The following is a 15746-nucleotide window of genomic DNA, read 5'->3' as shown; positions in this document are numbered from 1 at the left end:
GTCCTCCCCTTACCTGTTCCTGCCCGAATGGGAAAGGCTCAGCGCGCGACCAGCACCGGCGCGCCCGGGTTCTGCGTGGCGCGTGCCACCAGCGCCGGATCGGTCACCGCGCCGGAGAGTTCCCGCCGCAACGTTTCCACCAGCTTTTCGGTCACCACAACCTTCTGCGTCCGGCCCGCCTGCTCCTCGGCAATCGCGGCCTGGCCGCCTGCCGCCTTGGCATCGGCCACCACACGGCGCGGCCCGTCGATCACGGCACCGGTCGCGGCATCGCGCACGGTCAGATCGAAGACCATGTTATGCGTGCCGCCAATCGTGTAGCGGGTCTTTTCCGTCACGCCGTGAAAGCGCACGATCTCCAACGACAGCACGGCCTGACGCGGCCCGGCCATGGTGGCGGTCGCGCGGTCTGCCGCAGCCTGGAAGATGGACGCGATCTGCTGATGGCGGTCGCCCATCGGATCACCGCGCCAGACGATATCTGCCATCGGATAATAGCCGTTGGCCTCGGACACCTGCAGCGCCCGCGGCACCGCGATCTGCACATCCGTGACCGTGTAAAGCGGGGCCACCACACGCGGCGCACCGCGCAGCGGGGTTTCCGCGCCGCGTGACGCCAGGGTCAGCCCATCATTCGATGCGTTGCGGCTGGCCGGTTCGCTGCTTACACAGGCCGACAGCACCAGCGCAAAGCCAAGAGCGACGAATTTCGTGATACCATTCATGTCCATACCTCCGGGCTCCTGCCCATTACATGGGAGGGAGGTATGCGAATCGAATGTGGCCAAATTTGGTTAACGGCAGAACTTTTCAGGGATTTAGCTCCGTTCCGGAAACAATCCGTGCGATAATCGCCAAATCGGCAACGTTCTTGTACGGTTGGGCAATAAGCCGCTTAAAGCAGCCCCAAAGACCGCCCCGCCACTGCCCTTATCCGCCTTGGCCGGAGGCTGTTGTTAGCGCTAACAGAATCTGCTAACCTGCCGCCAACCACCGCCAGAGGAGTCGCCCATGTCGCTGCACCCCACCATTGCCCGCGTCACGGATCGCATTCGCGCCCGCTCGGCCGATAGCCGCGGCCTCTATCTGGAACGGCTGGCCAAGGCCGCGACGGACGGCCCCGCGCGCGGGCATCTGGCCTGCGGAAATCAGGCCCATGCCTATGCCGCGATGGGCGATGACAAGGCTGCGCTTGCCGCCGGCCGCGCCCCGAATATCGGCATCGTCACTGCGTATAACGATATGCTCTCGGCCCATCAGCCGTTTGAAACCTACCCCACCCTGATCCGCGCGGCCGCCCGCAAGGCAGGCGCCACGGCGCAGGTGGCGGGCGGCGTTCCCGCCATGTGCGATGGCGTGACGCAGGGCCAACCAGGGATGGAACTCTCGCTCTTTTCCCGCGACGTGATTGCGCTGGCGGCTGGCGTGGCCATGTCGCACAACACCTTTGACGCGGCGCTCTATCTGGGCGTCTGCGACAAGATCGTTCCCGGCCTGATCATCGCCGCCTCTACCTTCGGCCATGTGCCTGCGATCTTTGTCCCTGCCGGCCCCATGACATCGGGCCTGCCCAATGACGAAAAATCCCGCGTCCGCAACGCCTATGCGGCGGGCGAAATTGGCCGTGATCAGCTGATGGCGGCGGAAATGGCCTCCTATCACGGCCCCGGCACCTGCACCTTCTACGGTACAGCCAATACCAACCAGATGCTGATGGAATTCATGGGCCTGCACCTGCCGGGTGCCTCTTTCGTCAACCCCGGCACCCCCCTGCGTGAGGCGCTGACAACGGCGGCGGTGGAACGGGTGGCCCAGATCACCGCGCTCGGCAATGATTTCCGCCCTGCAGGCGAAATCCTCGATGAACGCGCCTATGTGAACGGCCTCGTGGGCCTGATGGCGACGGGCGGCTCCACCAACCTTGTGCTGCACCTGCCTGCCATGGCCCGCGCCTCGGGCGTGATCCTCGACCTGCAAGACTTCGCCGATATTTCCGAAGCCGTCCCGCTGATGGCCAAGGTCTATCCCAACGGTCTGGCCGATGTGAACCATTTCCACGCGGCGGGCGGGCTGTCCTACATGATCGGCCAGCTTCTTGACGCAGGCCTACTGCATCCCGATGCCAAGACGGTGGCAGGCGACGGCCTGTCGCTCTACCGGCAGGAACCCAAGCTCAAGGATGGCAAGCTCGCCTGGGAAGACGGCGCCAACGCCACCCTGAATGACAGGATCCTGCGCCCCGCCACCGATCCTTTCCAACCCTCGGGCGGGCTGAAGCAGCTGACGGGCAATCTAGGCCGCGGTGTGATCAAGGTCTCCTCCGTCGCGCCCGATCGCCACGTCATCGAAGCCCCCGCCCGCATCTTCCACGATCAGAACGATGTGAAGGCCGCCTTCAAGCGTGGCGAGTTCACCTCCGACTGCGTCGTCGTCGTCCGCTTCCAGGGCCCGCAGGCCAACGGGATGCCGGAACTGCACTCGCTCACCCCCACGCTCTCGGTCCTGCAGGATCGCGGCCTGCGCGTGGCACTGGTCACCGATGGCCGCATGTCGGGCGCATCGGGCAAGGTGCCCGCCGCCATCCATGTCTCGCCCGAAGCCGCAACCGGCGGCCCGCTCGCCAAACTGCGCGACGGCGACATCATCCGTCTGGATGCCGATGCCGGCACCCTGACGGTCCTCGTCACGGATTTCGACAGGCGGACCCCGATCACCGCCGATCTCTCCGCCAACAGCTTCGGCATCGGGCGCGAATTGTTCGAAGCCTTCCGCCGCACTGTCGGCCCCGCCGAAACAGGTGGCGCAGTCGTCGTATGATTGCCCACCTGTATCTTCTCTGCTGAAATATCCTGCGGGGGTCCGGGGGCGCAAAGCCCCCGGGTCTCTCCGCCAAACGACCGACCAAGGACCCTGCCCATGACCCCCGCCGAACAATCCGCCGCCAGCCTCAAGGTCTGCCAGCTTGCCCCCGTCGTCCCGGTTCTGGTGATCGACGATCTGGCCCATGCCGCACCCCTCGCCCGCGCGCTGGTCGCAGGCGGACTGCCCGCGCTGGAGGTCACGCTGCGCACCCCAGTCGCGCTCGATGCGATCCGCGCCATGGCCGATGTCGAAGGCGGCATGGTCGGCGCAGGCACCCTGCTGACACCCGCCGATGTGAAAGCCGCCAAAAAGGCGGGTGCCACCTTCGGCGTCTCGCCCGGTGCCACGGATGCGCTGATCAAGGCCTGCGAGGATGAAGGCCTTCCCCTTCTCCCCGGCGCCGTCACCGCCACCGAAATCATGGTCCTCTTGGAACGCGGCTATACGGTGCAGAAATTCTTTCCCGCCGAACAGTCGGGCGGCGCGGCCTTCCTCAAATCCATCGGATCGCCCATCCCGCAGGTAAAATTCTGCCCCACCGGGGGCATCAGCCTGAAGAACGCGTCAGATTACCTGTCACTGAAGAACATCCTCTGCGTCGGCGGCTCCTGGGTCGCCCCGAAAGAGGCGATGGCCGCGGGCGACTGGGCTGCCATCACCCGTCTCGCCGCCGAGGCGCGCGCCTTGCGCGCCTGATTGCAGACTTGCCCGACTCCCCCCAAGGGCGCAAAGTGACTGTGTCGCGCATCTCGGGGGGGAACACGATGACAGGGCCCAGCATCCAGACCTGCCTCTGGTTCGACGATCAGGCCGAAGAGGCAGCGTCGTGCTATGTCACGCTGCTGCCGGGGTCCAAGATCATCCAGACCTTTCCCCGCCGCGGGGCCGAGGGGGTCTTCCTTGTCCATCTCTCGCTCCTTGGTCACCGCTACAGCTTCCTCAATGGCGGTGCGCATTACCGCCTCACCCCCGCTGCCTCGATCGAAGTGCATCTCGATACCCAGTCCGAGGTCGATCTCCTTTGGCACGCGCTGTTGCAGGGCGGCACCGCCCAGCGCTGCGGCTGGCTGGTGGATCGCTTTGGCGTCAGCTGGCAGATCATCCCGCGCAGCCTGATCCGCCTGATGCAGACAGGCGACGCCGCACAGGCCGCCCGTGTGACCGAAGCGATGATGGATATGGTCAAACTCGACGGCCCCGCGCTCGAGGCCGCCGCGCGCGGCTAGGCGATTTTTGACGCAAAAATCGCGCAAAATTCTGACGCAGAATTTTGTGCACCCGGACCAACGCGATCCGAAAAACCTTCTCTCTCTGAACGACTGACGGTATCCGAAATCTGCGTCAGATTTCGGCGCGATTTTTGCGTCAAAAATCGCTTACGCGCCGCCCACCCGCGCCGCGCGCCCGCCGCGCCGCTTGGGTGCGTCCGGCGTCATCAGCCCGTCCTTCAGCACCGCCGACATCGGATGATCCGGCGCGCCCAGCGCATATTCTGCCATCAGGGTGCGCACGGCATCCTTGATCGGCGCATCCACCGGCAGGCTCAGCGCCCAATCAACAAAGATCGACCGGCATTCCCCCGCCGTGATCCCGTCAATCCGATAGCTTTCCCGCACCAACCCCTTGGGGTCCGCCTCACTCAACAGCACTGCCCGTCTCCCCATGCCCCGCCCCCTGCGCGCCTTTCGGCATCTGGGTCACAATCACCGCTTCGGCAAGCCCCGCCACCGCCTCCAGCCGGTCCGACAGCGCCACTGCCGATGTCTCGCCCGTCTCGCGCAGCAAAAAGGCACAGGCCCCTTCACCCAGCTTCGCCGGATCCAGCGCCCCGTCCGTGATCAGCCGTGTCCCCGCCTGCAAACGCCACATCAACCTGTAGGCCTCCAGCAGGCCTGTCGCGTCGGAATCCGACAGAATACCGCCCTTTCGCCCCGCCTCGATCTGCCGTTCCACCCCGCGCGCAGGCGATCCGGTCAGCAAAGCCGCCATCTCGGCCAGCAATTCGATGTCCATCAACCGCCCGGGTCCGTTCTTGGCCTCCCACTGCCCGCGCGCGGGCTTGGCCACCGCCAGCCGTGCCCGCATCTCGGCCACCTCCTTGCGCACCCCGGCCCCCTTGCCCTTGGCCAGCAGCAGATCGCGCCGGAACGCCTCGACCTCGGCCATAAGCACCGCCGCGCCCACCAAGGGCCGCGCCCGTGTCAGCGCCAGATGTTCCCAGGTCCAGGCCTCCGTCTCCTGATAGCTGGTGAAAGACTGGATCGAGGTCGCCACCGGCCCCCCGCGCCCGCTTGGGCGCAGCCGCATGTCCACCTCGTAAAGCCGCCCCTCCGGCATCTGCGCCGTCAGAGCCGTGACCAGCGCCTGTGTCAGCCGCGCATAATAGGCCCGCGTCGCCAGCGGGCGGGGCCCGTCGGATGTCTCTACCCCTTCGGCATCATAGATCACGATCAGGTCAAGGTCGGACCCCGCATTCAACCGCGCCGCCCCCAGCGACCCCATCCCGATCACCACCGCCCCCCGCCCCGGCAGCGGCCCATGCTTGCGCGTAAACTCGGCACAGACCACCGGCCACAGTGCGGCAATCACCGCATCCGCCAGATCGGCATAATGCTTGGCCGCCTCAAAGGCATCAACCAGCCCGCGCAGATGATGCACCCCCACCCGGAAATGCCATTCCTTCATCACCCGCCGCGCCGCATCCAGCTTGCGCTCGTAATCCCCGGTCTCGGCCATGGCCCTGCCCAGCGCTTCGGCCAGCGGCTCCACCCCCGGCCAAGGCGCAAAGAACGACCCGCCAATGACCGCATCCAGCACGCCCGCATTGCGCGACAGATACCGCGCCAGCGCGGGCGAGGTGCCGGCCACGTCGATGATCAGATCAATCAGCGCCGGATTGGCCTCGAACAGCGAAAACAACTGCACCCCGGCCGGCAACCCCGCCAGAAACCCGTCCAGCGCCACCAGCGCCTCATCCGGGTTCGCCGCCCGCATCAGTCGTTTCAGCAGCACCGGTCGCAAGCGGCGAAAGATGCCCTGCGCCCGCTCCGACCGCAGCGCCGGATAGTGCGACCACCCCTCGACAATCGCCCGCGCGCTGTCTGACAGCGCAGGCAGCGCTTCCACCTCACCGGGGGCAAAGAACCCCTCGGTCAGCCCATCCGTCCGCGCCAACCGGTCCAGCAGGTCCGCCCGGAACGCCGCCTCCTCCTGCCCGCAAAAGGCCGCGATCCGCGCCACACCTTCCGCCGTCACCGGCATGTCATGGGTCTGCGCGTCACCCACCATCTGCAACCGATGCTCCACCTCGCGATGTGCGCGGTAAAGCGCGGTCAGGTCATCGGCCACCTCGGCAGGGATCCAGCCCTTTGCCGCCAGCGCCGCCAAACTTCCCACTGTCGTTCTGTCCCGCAGGTCCGGATCGCGCCCCCCCGCAATCAGCTGGCGGGTCTGGGTAAAGAACTCGATCTCCCGTATCCCCCCCTGCCCCAGCTTCATGTTGTGCCCCTCCACCGTCAGGGGCCGGTTCAACTGCCGATGTTCGCGGATCCGCAGCCGCATGTCATGCGCATCCTGAATGGCCGCGTAATCCAGATGCTTGCGCCAGACAAAGGGCGTCAGCGCCTTAAGGAACCGCTCCCCTGCCACAAGATCGCCCCCACAGGGCCGCGCCTTGATATAGGCCGCCCGCTCCCAGGTCCGGCCCACGCTTTCATAGTAACTCTCTGCTGCCGCCATTGATATGCAAACCGGCGTCACCGCCGCATCGGGCCGCAGCCGCAGATCGGTGCGGAACACATAGCCCCCCGCCGTCAGATCGCTCAGCAGCGCCGCCATCTTGCGCGTCACCCGGATGAACGCCGCCCGCGCCTCTTGCGCCGCATCGCCATAGCGCGTCTCGTCGAACAGGCAGATCAGGTCGATGTCCGAGGAATAGTTAAGCTCCCCCGCCCCCATCTTCCCCATGGCCAGCGCAACCATCCCCGCCCCGGTCGCCGCATCCTCCGCCACCGCGCCGGGCAACTTGCCACGCCGGATCTCCTCGGCCACAAAGGCCCGGATGGACAGATCCACCGCCCGATCCGCCAGCCCGGTCAGCGCGCCGGTCACCGCCTCCAGCGTCCAGACCCCGCCCAGATCGCACAGCGCCGCCAGCAGTGCCACGCGGCGCTTGGCCGTCCGCAACGCCTCGCCCAGCGCCTCTGCCCCGGCCTCCAGCGCGGCTTCCGGGGCGGCCAGCAGGTCCGCCAGCACCGTTTCTGGTGCCTCGGCCAGTGCCGCGCGCAGCCACGCCGCCTCGCGCGTCATCAGTCCCTTCAGATAGGGGCTGCATCCCGCCGTCCCCCCGATCAGCCCCGCCACCTCGGGCGGCAGGTCGGCAAAAGCGCGCGCCGCATCCCGCCCCGCCTCGGCGTCAAAGGCAATTGGCGAACGGCGCAGACGGGCGGCAAAGGCAGCAGGTGCAGGATCACGGGTCATGCCGCCACCATGCGCCGCCCGCGATACGGGGTCAACGCAGGCAAAGCTACCCCCATCTTGCCCCAGACCTCCCGCGCGCGCTACACCCCTCCCACCCCAGTCAGGACGCCCCCGATGAGCAAAAGCCTCGCCCGTGTCACCGCCGCCTTGCAGACCGCAGGCCTGACCATCACGCCGCTGGAAATGCCGTCCGAAACCCGCACCGCCCAGCAGGCCGCGACAGCCGCCGGGGTCGCCCTCGACCAAATCGTGAAATCCATCCTTTTCGCCGGGGCCAACAGCGGGCGACTTTTCCTCTTCCTCACCGCAGGCGGCAATCAGGTGGACCCCACGCGCGCCGCCACTCTGGCGGGCGAAGCTCTCGCCCGCGCCGAAATTGACGCCGTCCGCCGGATTACGGGCTTTGCCATCGGCGGCGTGGCCCCGGTCGGCCATCTGACACCACTGCCGACCTGGCTCGATCCCCGCCTGATGGAGTTCCCCCTCCTCTGGGCCGCCGCTGGCACGCCGCGCCACATCTTCCCCATCGCCCCCGCCGACCTGTACCGCCTCACCGGCGCCACCCTCGCCCCGTTTACCGCATAGAGCGCACTGCCCAGCCTCTTCATCTTGGCCCCAAATACCCTCAGGGGGTGAATTGGCGCGCATGCGCCAAGAGGGGGCGGAACGCCCCTTCCCGGGGCCCCGCACGCGCCGCATGGCGCGGGTGGGGAGAACAGCCTTGCGCGGGCCCTGCCCGCGCGCCGCAAGATCACCGCCAGCCCCGCCGGAATGCGATGTGAATTATTTTAACATGCCCTCTTGAACGCGGCCCCTTTCCCCCTCATCTTCCCCAATGTGAAAGACATTCACATCAACCTTCAACCGGAGACCGCCGATGAACAGCTTTCCCTCCGCCGCCCCCCGCGTTCCGGGCGGCCTCCTGTCCTGGCCGCGCCGCGCCGAGGCCTGGCTTGATGGCCATGGCCGCAAGGCCTGGATCACCGCCATGGTGCTGGGCTTCATCTTCTTCTGGCCCGTGGGCCTCGCCCTCGTCGCCTATATGACCATGACCAACCGCTGGAGCAAAACCATGTTCGGATCGTCCTGCCGCAAGTCCAACCGTGCCGAATGGGGCGCGCATCGTGTCTACTCCTCTTCGGGCAACAGCGCCTTCGATGCCTACAAGGCCGAAACCCTGCGCCGCCTCGAAGAAGAGCAAGCCGCCTTTGAGGGCTTCCTGAACCGTCTGCGCGAAGCCAAGGACAAGCAGGAATTCGACGCCTTCATGGATGACCGCGCCCGCAGTCCGCGCCCGGTTGCCGACATCCCGCCGCCCGCCGACGCGTGACCGGCCCAAACACTTGAACCGGTGGCCCGCAAGGGCCACCTCTTCCCCATCTGCCACGGAACCCCGCACATGATGTCCGACAGCCTGATCAACGCCCAGCCCGACCCCGACCGCCATGCCGAATTCTACAGCGGCGTGGCCTTCAAGCGCGGCATCGCCTGGATTGTCGACACCATCTTCGTCACGCTGATTGTGGCGCTGGTGGCCCTAGTCACCGCGCTGACCGCGCTGTTCATCCTGCCGCTGGTCTGGCTCGCCGTGGGCTTTCTCTATCGCTGGGTCACCCTGTCGGGCAATTCCGCCACCTGGGGCATGCGGCTGATGTCGATCCAGTTGCTTGATCGCTATGGGCAGCGTTTCGATGCCGCCACCGCCTTCCTGCACACGCTGGGCTATTCGCTGTCCATGGCCTTCGTGCTGCCGCAAATCCTGTCTGTCGCGCTGATGATGATCAGCCGCCGGGGCCAAGGTCTGACCGACATGGTTCTGGGCACTGTCGCGATCAACCGCGCGGCCTGAGTCTCTCGCACCGCCCGCAAAGCTCCCAAGCCCGCCACCGGTGACCTCACCGCCGAGGCGGGCCTTGGAATTCCCCGACAATCGGCTGAAAAGGCCCGGATGATGCCGGATTCCCGGCTTGGCGGCAGGCATCGCCCTTGCTAGGGTTGTGATGGTTTCCATGATCATCCGAAGATGCGCCACACCCTTCCCATCGCGCCCCAGTTCTATGTGACGGCTCCGCAGCCCTGCCCCTATCTGGATGGCCGGATGGAACGGAAGCTGTTTACCGCCCTGCAAGGGGAACATGCGCAAAAGCTGAACGATACCCTGTCCAAGCAGGGCTTTCGGCGCAGCCAGAACGTGCTCTACCGCCCGTCCTGCGCGGAATGTTCGGCCTGCCTCTCGGCGCGCATCCGGGTGGCCGATTTCTCGCCCCGCCGCACCCAGCGCCGGGTGCTGAAGAAATGCGAAGACCTGCGCCGCAACGCCACCTCGCCCTGGGCGACCGAAGATCAGTTCTCGCTCTTCCGCCGCTATCTCGACACCCGCCATGCCGATGGCGGTATGGCCGACATGGATATCTTCGAATTCGCGGCCATGATCGAAGAGACGCCGATCAAATCCCGTGTCATCGAATATTCCCGCCCCCCCGGTCCGGGTGAAACGGGCCGCCCCCTCGCCGCTGTCTGCCTGACGGATGTGTTCGATGACGGGTTGTCGATGGTCTACAGCTTCTATGACCCCGATCTCGCCGATCTGTCGCTGGGCACCTATCTGATCCTCGATCACATCGACATCGCGCGCGAGGCGGGGCTGCCTTACGTCTATCTCGGCTATTGGGTGCCGGGGTCGCGCAAGATGGGCTACAAGGCGGGGTTCAACGCGCTGGAGATTTACAAGGGCGGCCGCTGGCATGACATTGGCGATCCGGCCGATCACAAAGCCGAACTGCACCCCCTGTCGGTCGATCCCATTGCCGAACAGGTGGCCCGCATCTCGCTGCCCGAAACCCGCACCCCGCGCGACGCCTGATCCATGGCGCAAAGCCGCCTTGCAGGCGTGTCGCTGATCGTGCCGGACTATGACAGCGCCATCGCCTTTTTCGTCACCGCCCTTGGCTTTCGCCTGACCGCCGATCTGGATCAGGGCCACAAGCGCTGGGTCACCGTGGAACCGCCCGGCGGCGGCTGCCGCTTGATACTTGCCCGCGCCGAAGGGCCGGATCAGCAGGCCGCAATCGGGATGCAGGGCGCAGGCCGCGTCTGGCTGTTTCTGGAAACCGACGATTTCGCCCGCGATCATGCCCGCATGCTGGCACATGGCGTGGTGTTCGAAGAGGCCCCCCGCCATGAACCCTATGGCATCGTCGCCGTCTGGCGCGATCCCTTTGGCAACCGCTGGGATCTGATCGAACACACAAAGGCGTGACTGCCTCGCCACGGGGGCCGTGCAAAACCCGCGCTTTCTGCGCTTTTTCACCCGCCCCCTCTTGTCCTTCCCGATCCAGACACGATGTGGGGCGCAACATGGTAAACTGACTTGGGGTTATGATGACGTATCTTCTCTTCGCACTGGGCCTCGTCGCCCTGTTCTTTGGCGGCGAATATCTGGTGCGCGGGGCGACAGCCATCGCCAAGCACTTCCGCCTGTCGCCCATGGTGATCGGCCTTACCATCGTGGGTTTCGGCACCTCGGCCCCGGAAATGCTCGTCTCTGTTCAGGCCGCCATGGCCGGACAGCCCGCCATTGCCATCGGCAACGTGCTGGGATCGAACATCGCCAATATCCTCTTGATCCTTGGCATCTCGGCGCTGATCGCCCCGCTGATCATTCCCGTGCGCAAGCTGTGGCGCGATCTGGGCTTCATGCTGCTGGCCACGGCGGTGATCTGGGTGATGCTGCTGGATGGCGATGTCACGCGCCTTGACGGTGCCCTGCTGATCGGCGGCCTGCTGATCTTCCTGATCGTTGCCTTCACCACCGGCAAAGTGGAACCGGAAGAGGCCAACGCAGGCGACATCCCCCAGTGGAAGGCCTGGGCCATGACGCTGGGCGGTCTGGTCGTGCTGGTCATCGGTGCGCGGCTTCTGGTGGACAGCTCCACCGAACTCGCCCGTGCCTTCGGCATATCTGAGGCGGTCATCGGCCTCACCATCGTCGCCGTCGGCACCTCGCTGCCCGAACTGGCAACCTCGGTCATCGCCGCCATCCGCAAGCAGACCGAGATTGCTGTCGGCAATATCGTCGGATCGAACATCTTCAACATCTTCGGCATTCTGGGCACTACCGCCCTAATTGCTCCGATCCCTGCCGATCCGCGCTTTGCATCGGTCGACATGCCTTGGGTCGCCGGGGCTGCAATCGGCCTCACGGTTCTGGCCTTTATCCTCGGTGGCCTGCCCCGCATCGCGGGCGCTGTGCTGCTGGCCGCCTATGCCGGTTACGTCGCGCTGATCTGAGAAAAGCCTGACGCCATAAGAAAGGCCCGCGCCATCGGCGCGGGCCTTTTGCGTTTCCAAAAGTTGCAGCCTTACTTCAGCAGACCTTCCGCCGTCATCGCCGCCTGCACCGCAGGGCGCGCCGCAATCCGCGCGCGCACCGCCTCCAGCTTCGGGAAGGCGGAAAGGTCATGCCCAATCCCCTTGGACCAGTTGGTGACGGTGAACAGATAGGCATCCGCCGGGGTGAAATCCGCGCCCAGCAGATAGTCGCGCCCATCGGCAAGCCGTGCCTCCACCAGCGCCAGACGGTTATTCAGCAGCGCCAGCTGCGCCTCTTTCACTGCGCCCTCCAGCCCCCGGAAAAAAGGAGAATAGGTCTTGTGCACTTCGGTCGATACAAAGTTCAGCGCTTCTTGCAGCCGCGCCCGCGCCAGCGTGCCTGCGGCGGGCAGCTTGCCCGGCGTCACGCTGTCGGCCACAAACTGCATGATCGCCACGCCCTCGGTCAGCACTTCGCCATCCTCAAGCACCAGCACCGGCACCGCCCCGCGCGGGCTGATGGCAGTGAAATCGCCACCGCTTTCCGTCTTCTTGGCGCGGATATCGGCCCGCTCTACGGAATAGTCAGCCCCGCTTTCGGCCAGAACGATATGCGAGGCCAGCGAACAGGCCCCGGGCGAATAGTAAAGCTTCATGGAAACATCCCTTTTGTTAAGAAGGGCCGCACCATCGCAGTGCGGCCCCCCCGGTTTTCATCTGCCTGCGCGATCAGCCGCGCGGGCGGTTGCGGATCATGAACGTGTCGAATGTGTATTCCGCCACTTGGTTCCACAGGTTCGCTTCGTTGCGATAGGCGGTCTGCGCGTCATAGATCGTCTTGAAGTCCGCATTCTCGGCCGACAGCGTGGCGTAAAGCTTGTTCGCCTCTTCGAAGGCCTTCATCAGCACGTCATCCGGATAGGGCTTCAGCTGCGCGCCGCCCGCGATCAGGCTGCGCAGCGCAGCCGGGTTGCGATAGTCATACTTGGCCAGCATGGTTGCGTTGGCCTGTGCCGCAGCCGATTTGACGATGGCCTGATAGGCCGGGGTCAGCTCGTTCCACTTGCCCAGGTTGATCATGAAATGCAGCATCGCGCCGCCTTCCCAGAACCCCGGATAGTAATAGAACGGCGCCACCTTGTTGAGGCCCAGCTTTTCGTCGTCATAGGGGCCGACCCATTCCGCCGCATCGATCGTGCCGCGTTCCAGCGACGGATAGATCTCGCCGCCCGGGATCTGCTGCGGCACGACGCCCAGCGCTTCCATCACCTTGCCGCCCATGCCGCCGATGCGCATCTTCACACCCTGAAGATCGGCCAGCGAGTTGATCTCCTTGCGCCACCAGCCGCCCATCTGGCAGCCGGTATTGCCACCGGGGAAGCCGATCAGGTTCTGCTTGGCATAGAAGGTGTTCATCATGTCGATGCCACCGCCGTCATAGTTCCACGCGTTCAAGCCGCGCACGTTCAGCCCGAAGGGAACAGCCGTGCCCAGCGCATAGGTCGGGTCCTTGCCCCAGTAGTAGTAGCTGGCGGTATGAGTCATCTCGACGGTGCCCGACCCGACGGCATCGGCTGCCTCGGGCATAGGAACGATCTCGCCCGCCGGGAAGGACTGGATCTGGAAGTTGCCGTCGGTCGCATCGCTCACGTATTTGGCAAAGTCTTCCGCCGCGCCATAGATGGTATCCAGCGCCTTCGGGAAGCCCGAGGTCAGGCGCCAGCTTACCTTCGGCGCCGTCTGCGCGATGGCAGGTGCCGCCAGACCGGCTGCGATTGTCCCCACTGCTGCGGTGGACAGGAAATTGCGTCTTTTCATTTAGGCCTCCCTTTGAGTTTTCGGATCAGTACGTTCAGTCGCCCGCCGGCGCGGGTGCCGGCGAAAGGTCAAGGTCAAGCGCGGGTGCCTCAAGACCGGGCATCGGCAGCGCGTCCAGTTGCAGATCAATCGCCGCATCATCCAGCAGCACTTCCTCAGTGATCAGCCCGTCAACGATCCCCGGGAAGGTGATGATCAACGCCACCAGAATCAACTGCAAGATGATGAACGGTATCGACCCCAGATAGATGTCCCGGCTTTTCACCTCGGGCGGGGCGATCCCGCGCAGGTAGAACAGCGCAAATCCAAAGGGCGGATGCATAAACGCCGTCTGCATGTTCACGCAGATCAGCACACCCAGCCAAACCAGATCGATGTCCAGTGCGATCGCCGTCGGAATCAAGAGCGGGATGATGATGAAGACGATCTCGAAGAAGTCGAGGAAGAAGGCGATGAAGAAGATGAACACGTTGACGAAGATTAGGAAACCAAGCCGCCCGCCGGGAATGTGGCTCAGCAGATGCTCGATCCACTTGCCCCCGTTCACGCCCTGAAACACCAGACTGAACACTGTGGCACCCACAAGGATGAAGATCACCATCGCCGTGATCCGCATCGTGCCGTCAGACGCCTCCCAGACCATCCGCCAGCTGAAGCGCCCATGCGACTTGGCCAGCAGCACCGCGCCCACCGATCCCATCGCACCCGCCTCGGTCGGCGTGGCCAGCCCCATGAAGATCGTGCCCAGCACCAGGAAAATCAGCACCAGCGACGGCACCATCCCCCAAGCCAGCTTTGACGCCAGCGCGCGGCCCGACAGCGTGCGCGCCTCGGGCGGCAGCGCGGGCACCTTGTGCGGGCTCAGGATCGACACCAGCAGGATGAAACCCGTGAACAGCAGCACTTGCGCGATCGAAGGCCCGATGGCGCCCAGATACATATCGCCCACCGGCACGCCCAGCTGGAAGGCCAGAACGATCAGCACGAGCGACGGCGGGATCACCTGCGTGATCGTGCCAGAGGCCGCGATCACCCCGGTGCCGATCTTCATGTCATAGCCGTATTTCAACATGATCGGGATCGAGATCATCCCGATGGCGATGACGGATGCCGCCACCGTCCCGGTGATGGCCCCCAGAATTGCGCCCACAAAGATCACCGCATAGGCGATGCCGCCCGGGATCGGCCCGAACAACTGGCCAAACCCTTCCATCAGGTCCTCGGCCAGACCCGATTTCTCCAGCACGACCCCCATGAAGGTAAAGAACGGGATGGCCAGCAGCAGATCGTTCGACATGATGCCGAACACCCGCGCCGGCAGCGCCTGCAGGAACGGCAGCCCGAAATATCCCACCTCAATCGCGATGAACCCAAAGGAAAGGCCAAGGGCTGCCAGCGAGAAGGCCACCGGAAAACCAACCAACAGAAAGCAGATCAGGCCCGCGAACATCGCCGGGGCGAGGAAACCGTATTCAAGCATGCGCGGCCTTTCCGGTCATTGCAGAGGTTTTTCGTAGCTGAGGTCCAGCGCAATTTCGCCGCGCAAGGCAGCCACGCGCCGGATCAGTTCGGCCACGCCCTGCAACAGCAGCAGCGTGAACCCCAGCGGCAAGAGCAGCTTGACCGGCCACACGGGCAGCCCCCCCGCATTGGCCGAAATCTCGCCCGCCACCATGGCATTCCAGGCCCAGGGGAAGGCCATCTCAAGCATGATGAAGCAGACCGGAAACAGAAAGAACAGCAGCCCGAATACATCGACCCACAGCTTCGTGCGCGGCTGATAGATGCTGTAAAGCAGATCGACGCGCACATGTTCATTCAGCTTGAACACCCAGGGCGCGCCAAGAAGAAAGGTTGCGGCATACATCTGCCACTGGATCTCAAGGAACGCGTTGGAAGAGATATCGAATGCATAGCGCGAAATCGCATTCAGCGCGCTGATCAGACAGGCCGATGCCACCATGATCGACGCCACGATTCCAAAGAACTTGTTCATCCGGTCAATGCCGGACGCGAGCGTCAAAAGACCCTGCAATTCCTTCCCCCCGAGTACGCTGGCCGTCTGACGCGGCCATACAATGAGTAGTTGTTCAGTCCGCTTCTCTTTTCAAGTGCGATCCACAATCTTTGCGCGGTTTATGCCGAAACTCACCCCACCTTTTCAAAAGTTGCGCGAATTGGCAGCAATGGGAAAGAATAGTGCAATTTTTCACCTCCCTGCGACACTTTAAGCCTGTTTTTGCGGTTGACGCCCCATTCCGCCCGCCATAGTGTCC

General features: G+C 64.7%; 16 protein-coding genes. 9 read left to right on the top strand and 7 right to left on the bottom strand.

Going from position 1 to position 15746, the window contains the following annotated elements:
* Positions 1–38 precede the first annotated feature (38 nt).
* Positions 39–725 carry a DUF6778 family protein gene (locus tag RSE12_11130; protein WRH60958.1) on the bottom strand — a complete coding sequence of 229 codons (687 nt, stop codon included), beginning with the start codon at positions 723–725 and terminating at the stop codon, positions 39–41.
* A gap of 286 nt (positions 726–1011) precedes the next feature.
* Here RSE12_11130 and edd point away from each other — a divergent pair, with 286 nt between their 5' ends.
* The 3 genes from edd (at position 1012) to RSE12_11115 (ending at position 4088) form a co-directional block, all read left to right on the top strand.
* Positions 1012–2817: a phosphogluconate dehydratase gene (gene edd, locus RSE12_11125; protein WRH60957.1), complete on the top strand. Its 1806-nt coding sequence runs from the start codon at positions 1012–1014 to the stop codon at positions 2815–2817.
* A gap of 99 nt (positions 2818–2916) precedes the next feature.
* Positions 2917–3558, top strand: coding sequence for a bifunctional 4-hydroxy-2-oxoglutarate aldolase/2-dehydro-3-deoxy-phosphogluconate aldolase (gene eda / locus RSE12_11120; protein WRH60956.1), 642 nt, complete (start codon positions 2917–2919; stop codon positions 3556–3558).
* Positions 3559–3626: 68 nt separating this feature from the next.
* Positions 3627–4088, top strand: a complete 462-nt coding sequence (locus tag RSE12_11115; GenBank protein WRH60955.1) for a VOC family protein — start codon at positions 3627–3629, stop codon at positions 4086–4088.
* Positions 4089–4238: 150 nt separating this feature from the next.
* Here the strand turns inward: RSE12_11115 and RSE12_11110 are convergent, their stop codons facing one another.
* Positions 4239–4511: a hypothetical protein gene (locus RSE12_11110; protein WRH64797.1), complete on the bottom strand. Its 273-nt coding sequence runs from the start codon at positions 4509–4511 to the stop codon at positions 4239–4241.
* Positions 4498–7341 carry a glutamine-synthetase adenylyltransferase gene (locus RSE12_11105; protein ID WRH60954.1) on the bottom strand — a complete coding sequence of 948 codons (2844 nt, stop codon included), beginning with the start codon at positions 7339–7341 and terminating at the stop codon, positions 4498–4500. Before RSE12_11105 ends, RSE12_11110 begins: the two co-directional genes overlap by 14 nt.
* A 114-nt stretch (positions 7342–7455) precedes the next feature.
* Between RSE12_11105 and RSE12_11100 the strand changes: the two genes are divergently transcribed.
* From RSE12_11100 to RSE12_11075, 6 genes are all read left to right on the top strand, one after another.
* A complete protein-coding gene (locus RSE12_11100) occupies positions 7456–7926 on the top strand; it encodes a YbaK/EbsC family protein (GenBank protein ID WRH60953.1) in 471 nt (156 codons plus the stop codon).
* Positions 7927–8218: 292 nt separating this feature from the next.
* A complete protein-coding gene (locus RSE12_11095; protein WRH60952.1) occupies positions 8219–8671 on the top strand; it encodes a DUF2852 domain-containing protein in 453 nt (150 codons plus the stop codon).
* A 72-nt stretch (positions 8672–8743) separates the two neighbouring features.
* Entirely contained in the window at positions 8744–9190 is a 447-nt protein-coding gene (locus RSE12_11090; GenBank protein WRH64796.1) for an RDD family protein, read from the top strand.
* Between the two features lie 174 nt (positions 9191–9364).
* On the top strand, positions 9365–10204 hold the full coding sequence (locus RSE12_11085; protein ID WRH60951.1) for an arginyltransferase: 840 nt from the start codon (positions 9365–9367) through the stop codon (positions 10202–10204).
* A gap of 3 nt (positions 10205–10207) precedes the next feature.
* A complete protein-coding gene (locus RSE12_11080; protein WRH60950.1) occupies positions 10208–10600 on the top strand; it encodes a VOC family protein in 393 nt (130 codons plus the stop codon).
* A 122-nt stretch (positions 10601–10722) separates the two neighbouring features.
* Positions 10723–11631 (top strand): calcium/sodium antiporter, encoded by a 909-nt coding sequence (locus RSE12_11075; GenBank protein WRH60949.1) that lies wholly within the window; start codon positions 10723–10725, stop codon positions 11629–11631.
* Between the two features lie 71 nt (positions 11632–11702).
* Here the strand turns inward: RSE12_11075 and gstA are convergent, their stop codons facing one another.
* The 4 genes from gstA to RSE12_11055 all read right to left on the bottom strand — a co-directional run bounded on the left by gstA (position 11703) and on the right by RSE12_11055 (position 15493).
* Positions 11703–12308: a glutathione transferase GstA gene (gene gstA / locus RSE12_11070; GenBank protein WRH60948.1), complete on the bottom strand. Its 606-nt coding sequence runs from the start codon at positions 12306–12308 to the stop codon at positions 11703–11705.
* A gap of 73 nt (positions 12309–12381) precedes the next feature.
* Positions 12382–13470 carry a TRAP transporter substrate-binding protein gene (locus tag RSE12_11065; GenBank protein WRH60947.1) on the bottom strand — a complete coding sequence of 363 codons (1089 nt, stop codon included), beginning with the start codon at positions 13468–13470 and terminating at the stop codon, positions 12382–12384.
* A gap of 34 nt (positions 13471–13504) precedes the next feature.
* The gene (locus RSE12_11060) at positions 13505–14950 is read right to left on the bottom strand and encodes a TRAP transporter large permease subunit (protein WRH60946.1); all 1446 of its coding nucleotides are present in this window, start codon (positions 14948–14950) and stop codon (positions 13505–13507) included.
* Positions 14951–14965: 15 nt separating this feature from the next.
* Complete coding sequence (locus RSE12_11055) at positions 14966–15493, bottom strand: TRAP transporter small permease subunit (GenBank protein ID WRH60945.1); 528 nt, start codon at positions 15491–15493, stop codon at positions 14966–14968.
* Positions 15494–15746: the final 253 nt, after the last annotated feature.

It is taken from the genome of Fuscovulum sp. (assembly GCA_035192965.1).
Taxonomy (GTDB): Bacteria; Pseudomonadota; Alphaproteobacteria; order Rhodobacterales; family Rhodobacteraceae; genus Paragemmobacter.
This window is presented reverse-complemented; position numbering and strand designations above follow the sequence as displayed.

Coding starts and splice junctions, on each gene's coding strand:
- RSE12_11080 (WRH60950.1), top strand. CDS start 10,208: ATGGCGCAAAGCCGCCTTGCAGGCGTGTCGCTGATCGTGCCGGACTAT.
- RSE12_11105 (WRH60954.1), bottom strand. CDS start 7,341: ATGACCCGTGATCCTGCACCTGCTGCCTTTGCCGCCCGTCTGCGCCGT.
- RSE12_11065 (WRH60947.1), bottom strand. CDS start 13,470: ATGAAAAGACGCAATTTCCTGTCCACCGCAGCAGTGGGGACAATCGCA.
- edd (WRH60957.1), top strand. CDS start 1,012: ATGTCGCTGCACCCCACCATTGCCCGCGTCACGGATCGCATTCGCGCC.
- RSE12_11085 (WRH60951.1), top strand. CDS start 9,365: ATGCGCCACACCCTTCCCATCGCGCCCCAGTTCTATGTGACGGCTCCG.
- RSE12_11100 (WRH60953.1), top strand. CDS start 7,456: ATGAGCAAAAGCCTCGCCCGTGTCACCGCCGCCTTGCAGACCGCAGGC.
- RSE12_11095 (WRH60952.1), top strand. CDS start 8,219: ATGAACAGCTTTCCCTCCGCCGCCCCCCGCGTTCCGGGCGGCCTCCTG.
- eda (WRH60956.1), top strand. CDS start 2,917: ATGACCCCCGCCGAACAATCCGCCGCCAGCCTCAAGGTCTGCCAGCTT.
- RSE12_11090 (WRH64796.1), top strand. CDS start 8,744: ATGTCCGACAGCCTGATCAACGCCCAGCCCGACCCCGACCGCCATGCC.
- RSE12_11115 (WRH60955.1), top strand. CDS start 3,627: ATGACAGGGCCCAGCATCCAGACCTGCCTCTGGTTCGACGATCAGGCC.
- RSE12_11130 (WRH60958.1), bottom strand. CDS start 725: ATGAATGGTATCACGAAATTCGTCGCTCTTGGCTTTGCGCTGGTGCTG.
- gstA (WRH60948.1), bottom strand. CDS start 12,308: ATGAAGCTTTACTATTCGCCCGGGGCCTGTTCGCTGGCCTCGCATATC.
- RSE12_11060 (WRH60946.1), bottom strand. CDS start 14,950: ATGCTTGAATACGGTTTCCTCGCCCCGGCGATGTTCGCGGGCCTGATC.
- RSE12_11075 (WRH60949.1), top strand. CDS start 10,723: ATGACGTATCTTCTCTTCGCACTGGGCCTCGTCGCCCTGTTCTTTGGC.